This window comes from Shigella sp. FC1567, from assembly GCF_001743015.1.
Lineage (GTDB): Bacteria > Pseudomonadota > Gammaproteobacteria > Enterobacterales > Enterobacteriaceae > Escherichia > Escherichia coli.
This window is the reverse complement of record NZ_MIIV01000160.1, coordinates 1-4,268: the sequence shown is the minus strand read 5'-3', so window position 1 is coordinate 4,268 and position 4,268 is coordinate 1. Positions and strand designations below refer to the sequence as shown.

Here is a 4,268-nt window from a genome sequence, read left to right as displayed (position 1 = left end):
CCCATAATGCGTGCACTGGCGCGACATCCGACGCCATTCATGGCCATATCAATGATTTTCTGGTGCGTACCGGGCTGAGAGGCGGTGTAAGTGAACTGTAGTTGCCATGTTTTACGGCAATGAGAGCAGAGATAGCGCTGATGTCCGGCAGTGCTTTTGCCGTTACGCACCACGCCTTCAGTAGCGGAGCAGGAAGGACATCTGATGGAAATGGAAGCCACGCAAGCACCTTAAAATCACCATCATACACTAAATCAGTAAGTTGGCAGCATTACCGAAAATTTAAAATAAGAAAAATTGATGAATGAGCAAAAAAATCAAGAGAGAAACGTTTCGCTAATAAATAATACCACGCTTAATCACAAATCCGATGTAAACATCCTAATAAATTAATGAGGAAAATATCTTTTTCTGATATCCCGTTACGCAAATAAATAATATGATAATTATTTGAAGTCAGACCAGAGTTTTAATTTGAAGCAGTTGCACCATGACAGTGCGTATAATCAGGATGAATTGAGTAACCCTTCAACGACGGGGTTACTCAAGATTGAGGAAGGATTATCGTTCGGCGACCAGGCGAATAATATCTTCGTCATCAACCGATTTTTGACTCTCAATGGTCTTTTTATCTGCTTTCTCTGGTTCGTTTGCTTCGCACAAACGACGTAAAAGTGCATTTTGACGTTTTTGCTGATCCAGCAACGCCTCAAGCAGTTCAATCTGTTCGTTAGTCCGTGAACTGGCACGATTGATAAAAAACCACAAGATGAGCCCGATAAGAAGAACTACCACCGATACAACCAAAGACGCAATGTTCATCACGCCTGAATTTACAACTTCGTTCATTTCACCACCTCTGAGTAGAGGCGCTATTCTACCACTGCTGGAGAGGAAGAAAATCTAGTGCTGAAAAAATGATATCACCACGGGATAAACTGGTTAATGGCACAAATTCCGCTGAAAAATTGTACATCCTGATCGCACATCATGTTGAATACCTGCGCCCAAAGCAGCAAGCAAGCCAACACCACGACAACCAGAACGACCCATCGAAACTTTTTCACTCCAATCTCCGCTTCACCTACCTTATGTCATTAAACTAGCATGCGTTAGTTAAACAGCGCCTAACTATGTCGATATTCGTGCTTTTTCGGAATGAGTAGCTTGCTTCAGCGCATATTGCCGCTACGATTAAGCGAACATAAAAAGAGAAGAGGTTGTAATGCGATTCATCATTCGCACAGTTATGCTGATAGCACTGGTATGGATAGGATTATTACTCAGCGGATATGGCGTTTTGATTGGAAGCAAAGAGAATGCCGCAGGATTAGGTTTGCAATGTACCTATCTGACTGCCAGAGGCACCAGCACGGTACAATACTTGCACACTAAAAGTGGTTTCTTGGGGATAACAGATTGCCCACTGTTACGTAAAAGCAATATCGTGGTCGATAATGGTTAAGGGTAATAAATAACCAGATTCTCACTCATGAGTAAAATATTCTTATAGCAAGCGCGTTTAATATAACGCACCTTCAACTTTATTTTTCTCATGCTAAATAAAGAACCTGTCTGTTTGATATTCCGACAGGTTCTTACTCTCATCAGAACGGATAGTCGTGATAACCCATTTGGGCAGAAATTTTGCGCGCTGCGGTATGCAACATTGCGACATATTCCTGTAAACGCTCTTCAGAGAAACGCAACGTCGGGAAGGAGATGCTCAAACCGGCAATGACCACGCCAAAGCGATCAAATACCGGTACCGCAATGCATCGCAGCCCTTCTTCCTGCTCTTCGTTATCTTCGCCATACCCCTGCTCGCGCACCTGGTCCAGAACGGGTAATAACGCTTCTGTACTGGTGATGGTCCGCTCGGTACTGCGTTTATACTCCACGCCCTCAAGAATTTGCTTCACTTCATCGCGATCGCGCCATGCCAGCAGTACCTTACCAATCGCGGTGCTGTACAGCGGATTACGACGCCCAATCCGTGAATACATGCGCAAATTGTACATAGAGTCAATTTTGTGAATGTAAACAATACTGTCTTCGTCCAGTGCGCCGAGGTGGATAGTTTCTTTGGTCAGGCGGGAGATCTCACGCATCTGGATATCTGCGCTACGAATTAAATCGACGTTTTGTAACGCGCGAGCGCCCAGTTCAAACAATTTCAGGGTCAGGGAATATTTCTCCGACTCCCCTTCCTGCGCCACATAACCTAAGGTTTTCATGGTCTGTAAAAAGCGATAAACGGTGCTTTTTGACATCATGACGCGCTGCGACAGCTCGGTTATCCCTATTTCGCGCTCTTCACCCAGCGCCTGCAAAATGCCAAAAACTTTTAGCACGGAAGATACAGAATCAGGCTGTTTATCCAGATCTGCGTTAGCCATTTATCACCTCATTGCGAGTGTTTTATAAAAATCAGAACTGTTTTTTATTATAATTTCGCACCAGGGGGGTCGCAATCCATCTTTTGCCGGTTAGTTACAATTCTGCGACATCCACCGTGAATATCAGTGCTAGAATCATACCCCTGTTGATTATTCACCAAAGATATAAAATTCCTATGCCAAAAGTTCAGGCCGACGGCCTGCCATTGCCCCAGCGATACGGTGCGATATTAACCATTGTGATTGGTATTTCGATGGCTGTCCTTGACGGCGCAATCGCCAACGTCGCCCTGCCAACAATCGCCACGGACCTTCATGCCACGCCAGCCAGTTCCATCTGGGTAGTGAACGCCTATCAAATCGCCATTGTCATCTCCCTGCTCTCGTTTTCGTTTCTGGGCGATATGTTTGGCTATCGACGTATTTATAAATGCGGTCTGGTCGTTTTTCTGTTGTCTTCACTGTTCTGCGCCCTTTCTGATTCGCTGCAAATGCTCACCCTTGCGCGTGTCATACAAGGTTTCGGCGGTGCAGCGTTGATGAGCGTTAATACCGCACTTATCCGCCTGATCTATCCACAACGTTTTCTGGGGAGAGGGATGGGCATAAACTCGTTTATTGTTGCCGTCTCTTCTGCTGCCGGGCCGACAATTGCTGCAGCAATCCTCTCCATCGCATCCTGGAAATGGTTATTTTTAATCAACGTACCGTTAGGTATTATCGCCCTGCTTCTGGCGATGCGTTTTCTGCCACCCAATGGTTCTCGCGCCAGTAAACCCCGTTTCGACCTGCCCAGCGCCGTGATGAACGCGTTAACCTTCGGCCTGCTTATCACTGCGTTGAGTGGTTTCGCTCAGGGGCAATCGCTGACGTTAATTGCTGCGGAACTGGTGGTAATGGTTGTTGTTGGTATTTTCTTTATTCGCCGCCAGCTTTCTCTTCCCGTACCGCTGCTACCGGTGGATTTACTGCGTATCCCGCTGTTTTCACTTTCTATTTGCACATCTGTTTGCTCTTTCTGCGCACAAATGCTGGCAATGGTTTCCCTGCCCTTTTACCTGCAAACCGTGCTCGGGCGTAGTGAAGTCGAAACAGGTTTACTTCTGACACCGTGGCCGTTAGCAACGATGGTGATGGCTCCGTTGGCAGGCTATTTGATTGAACGCGTACATGCAGGATTGCTGGGTGCTCTAGGGTTGTTCATCATGGCTGCGGGGCTTTTTTCCCTGGTTCTGCTGCCCGCGTCACCTGCGGATATCAATATTATCTGGCCGATGATCTTATGTGGCGCTGGATTTGGCTTGTTCCAGTCACCCAATAACCACACCATTATTACCTCCGCTCCTCGCGAACGTAGCGGTGGAGCCAGTGGCATGTTAGGAACGGCTCGTCTACTGGGTCAGAGTAGCGGCGCGGCACTGGTGGCGCTGATGCTAAATCAGTTCGGTGATAATGGTACGCACGTTTCGCTGATGGCTGCGGCTATTCTGGCAGTGATTGCTGCCTGTGTCAGTGGTTTACGTATCACTCAGCCACGATCCAGGGCATAAAAAAAGCGCGTCGATCAGGACTAATGCCAGTCAGTTAAGCAACTGACTGGCTCTTTTTCGGGGCTGTGGGGTATTTCCAGGGCCTCTCCTTTACCACTCTCGGGAAGGCCCTTCCCCTTCTCGTCGGTAATTTCACAAGTTGTCCCATACTTGCAAGATCGCGCATCAGCTCCGGTATACGTCCCGGTGAAGCGCCCTGCAATGTCATCAGCATTCTCATCACCATTCCGCATGATTCTGAGAAACTCAGTTGATTCGGCCAGTAACCTTTCAGATGTTCCGCCATTTTAATCATCTGATATCTCACCAGATTATAAGC

Annotated in this window: 6 protein-coding genes and 1 pseudogene; 2 read left to right on the top strand and 5 right to left on the bottom strand. The window is 47.0% G+C overall.

The genetic code is table 11. The features are described from left to right. From BHE85_RS11240 to mgrB, 3 genes are all read right to left on the bottom strand, one after another. A partial coding sequence (locus tag BHE85_RS11240) for an IS1 family transposase (protein WP_005004670.1) occupies positions 1-221 on the bottom strand: 221 nt, incomplete at its 3' end. A 340-nt stretch (positions 222-561) separates the two neighbouring features. After that, positions 562-849: a YebO family protein gene (locus tag BHE85_RS11235; RefSeq protein WP_001006860.1), complete on the bottom strand. Its 288-nt coding sequence runs from the start codon at positions 847-849 to the stop codon at positions 562-564. A gap of 74 nt (positions 850-923) precedes the next feature. Further along, positions 924-1,067, bottom strand: coding sequence for a PhoP/PhoQ regulator MgrB (mgrB, locus tag BHE85_RS11230; RefSeq protein WP_000714550.1), 144 nt, complete (start codon positions 1,065-1,067; stop codon positions 924-926). A 158-nt stretch (positions 1,068-1,225) separates the two neighbouring features. Here mgrB and BHE85_RS11225 point away from each other — a divergent pair, with 158 nt between their 5' ends. After that, positions 1,226-1,465 carry a YobH family protein gene (locus tag BHE85_RS11225; RefSeq protein WP_001211011.1) on the top strand — a complete coding sequence of 80 codons (240 nt, stop codon included), beginning with the start codon at positions 1,226-1,228 and terminating at the stop codon, positions 1,463-1,465. A 142-nt stretch (positions 1,466-1,607) separates the two neighbouring features. On the opposite strand, the gene kdgR is transcribed toward BHE85_RS11225, so the two are convergent. Further along, positions 1,608-2,399, bottom strand: coding sequence for a DNA-binding transcriptional regulator KdgR (gene kdgR / locus BHE85_RS11220; RefSeq protein WP_001262182.1), 792 nt, complete (start codon positions 2,397-2,399; stop codon positions 1,608-1,610). A gap of 176 nt (positions 2,400-2,575) precedes the next feature. Between kdgR and BHE85_RS11215 the strand changes: the two genes are divergently transcribed. After that, positions 2,576-3,949: an MFS transporter gene (locus BHE85_RS11215; protein ID WP_001127216.1), complete on the top strand. Its 1,374-nt coding sequence runs from the start codon at positions 2,576-2,578 to the stop codon at positions 3,947-3,949. Positions 3,950-3,983: 34 nt separating this feature from the next. On the opposite strand, the pseudogene BHE85_RS11210 reads toward BHE85_RS11215, so the two are convergent. Further along, positions 3,984-4,268: pseudogene (locus BHE85_RS11210) on the bottom strand (IS4 family transposase); the annotation flags it as partial.